At 55.6% G+C, this 2,053-nt stretch carries 2 protein-coding genes and 1 pseudogene; 2 read left to right on the plus strand and 1 reads right to left on the minus strand.

Annotated elements, in window-relative coordinates; translation table 11 throughout:
• On the minus strand, positions 1-753 hold a 753-nt coding region (locus HMPREF0298_RS00495; RefSeq protein WP_006839104.1), incomplete at its 3' end, for an IS256 family transposase.
• Positions 754-940: 187 nt separating this feature from the next.
• On the opposite strand from HMPREF0298_RS00495, the gene HMPREF0298_RS00500 reads away from it, so the two are divergent.
• Together HMPREF0298_RS00500 and HMPREF0298_RS00505 are read left to right on the plus strand one after the other, a co-directional pair.
• Positions 941-1,570: a hypothetical protein gene (locus HMPREF0298_RS00500; protein ID WP_006839105.1), complete on the plus strand. Its 630-nt coding sequence runs from the start codon at positions 941-943 to the stop codon at positions 1,568-1,570.
• Positions 1,571-1,857: 287 nt separating this feature from the next.
• Positions 1,858-2,053 (plus strand): annotated as a pseudogene (locus tag HMPREF0298_RS00505) (IS6 family transposase); the annotation flags it as partial.

The following is a 2,053-nucleotide window of genomic DNA, read 5'->3' on the forward strand; positions in this document are numbered from 1 at the left end:
CTGGACACCGCGGTTGGCCAGATCCGCGCACACCGATGCCCAGAATGCGGCACCTTCGTTGTCTGCGATCCACAATCCCAGGATGTGTTTGATGCCGTCCATGTCGACACCAACCGCCATGTAGCAGGCTTTGTTGACCACGCGGTGGCCGTCACGGATTTTCACGCGTAGCGCGTCGAGGAAGATCACTGGGTAGAACTCGTCGAGCTGGCGGTTTTGCCAGATCATGACCTCGTCTAACACCGCATCGGTAATGGTGCTGATGGTATCCGGGCTCATATCCACCCCGAGCGTGGTCGCAAGGTGGTGCTGTATATCGCGCACTGTCATCCCGCCGGCGTATAGCGAGACGATCATGTCGTCGAGTTCTGTGAGCCGACGTGCGCCCTTGGGCACCATCTTCGGAGTAAACGTGCCGGCACGATCCCTGGGCACGGTCACTTCCACCGCGCCGTAGCCAGAATTGACGGTCTTGGTGTACGACCCATTGCGGTGATTGCCGCCGTGTGTGGGTTCAACCTGGGCTTTGGTTTTACGGTCGGAATGGCTATAGCCCAAATGCGCATCCATCTCCGCCTGCAGACCAGCGTTGATTGATGCCTGCAGCAGGCCTTTGACCAGCTCGCTGGCATCATCAGCAGTGGTCGACAGCTCGCTGATCAGGCTAGCCAGCTCAGGATTTTCCATCAGCTTCTCGCTGATCTCGTTGACCCTCGCCGGGTCATGGTTTTTCTTCGGTGACACCGTAGTCATTATCGGTGAAACTCCCTCTCAATCAGAGCCTCACACACAAACTTCCTGACACCCTCTATCCGTTTAGGCAGTTGGACCGAGAGACAGATATGCGGGAGGCGTAAGCGCAGTTTGAGGGGAACAAGTAGCAGCACTCTATCCGATTCATATGTACAAGCGGGCCAATCCGTGCGTCTAGGATTCAGGTATGCCAACACTGACCACTATCGGGACCTTTGTCGGAGGCGGACTTATCGGCGCGGCATTGACCATCCTCTCCGATAACCGCAATAACCGAATAAGCATCCAGGCCCAGCTGCGTGCGGAGCAACGCATCGTGGTTGCAGAGATGCTGATGGTTTTTCAGAAAGCGACGTTGGCCCTTTCGGCGGTGAAGCTTGAGGAGCCACGTGACTTGGAAGCCTTGGAGAGGTCTCTAGGCGAGTTTGTTGCGAGTGCCGAGCTTGCACTCAGACTGTTCCCGAGAGTTGAGCTAACGGTCACGGAGCGTGCCGTGAGAGCGACGCTGCTAAATTTCCTCGTGAAATTGGGCATTATTCTTTACGATTACATTCCTGTGGTGCTGGGTGTTCATCCTCCAGACAAACATGAAGAACTTAAGCGCAACGTGGAGGCGATTAGGAAGCAGGGGAAGGAGTTGAACGCCTACTACGAGGTATCTCTCGACACTGCAAAGCAAAATTTGGGCACCGAGACCGACTCCTATGTGAAGCGACTCGGTTTCCGAATGAAGAGGAAAAGGCTCCCAATGCTGACATCTGTTGACAGAGCAAGCGTTGAACGTACCCGAATCGATGTGGATAGGCGTTTTGACTGAAGCCGTTAGCGCGTTTTTGCGGCGATGACCCTTGAGGTCAAGCGCTAAATAGCGAATCTTTTTGAGACGGGATCGTCGACCTTTCGAAACCCTGCCTTGAGCTCTATGGCCAAAGGTTTATCAGCGACCGCTAACTCCGATCGCACATAGTGCACGGCGGACAGAAGGTGCGCTGCCTGGACGTACGGGCGAGCGCGCCCTTTCACATAGCTTTGTGGAACCCCAATCCAATGGGTGCTGTTGCAAAGTTGGGGCAGTAGGAAGATTGACGTGAAATAATCACGGCCATGGGCATCTTCTCCGGTCGTCACTTCCCCCGTGACATCATCCTGTGGGCGGTGCGGTGGTACTGCCGCTACGGCGTGAGCTACCGCGACCTCGAAGAGATGATGACCGAGCGGGGTGTGCCAGTCGATCACACCACGATTCTCACCGCTGGGTGCAGAAATACGCCCCTGAGTTGGATAAGCACACTCGGTGGTA

The organism is Corynebacterium lipophiloflavum DSM 44291 (assembly GCF_000159635.1).
GTDB classification, from domain to species: Bacteria; Actinomycetota; Actinomycetes; order Mycobacteriales; family Mycobacteriaceae; genus Corynebacterium; species Corynebacterium lipophiloflavum.

Bases quoted from the DNA above. Each gene is read 5' to 3' on its own strand.
- HMPREF0298_RS00500 (WP_006839105.1), top strand. From the start codon at position 941: ATGCCAACACTGACCACTATCGGGACCTTTGTCGGAGGCGGACTTATC.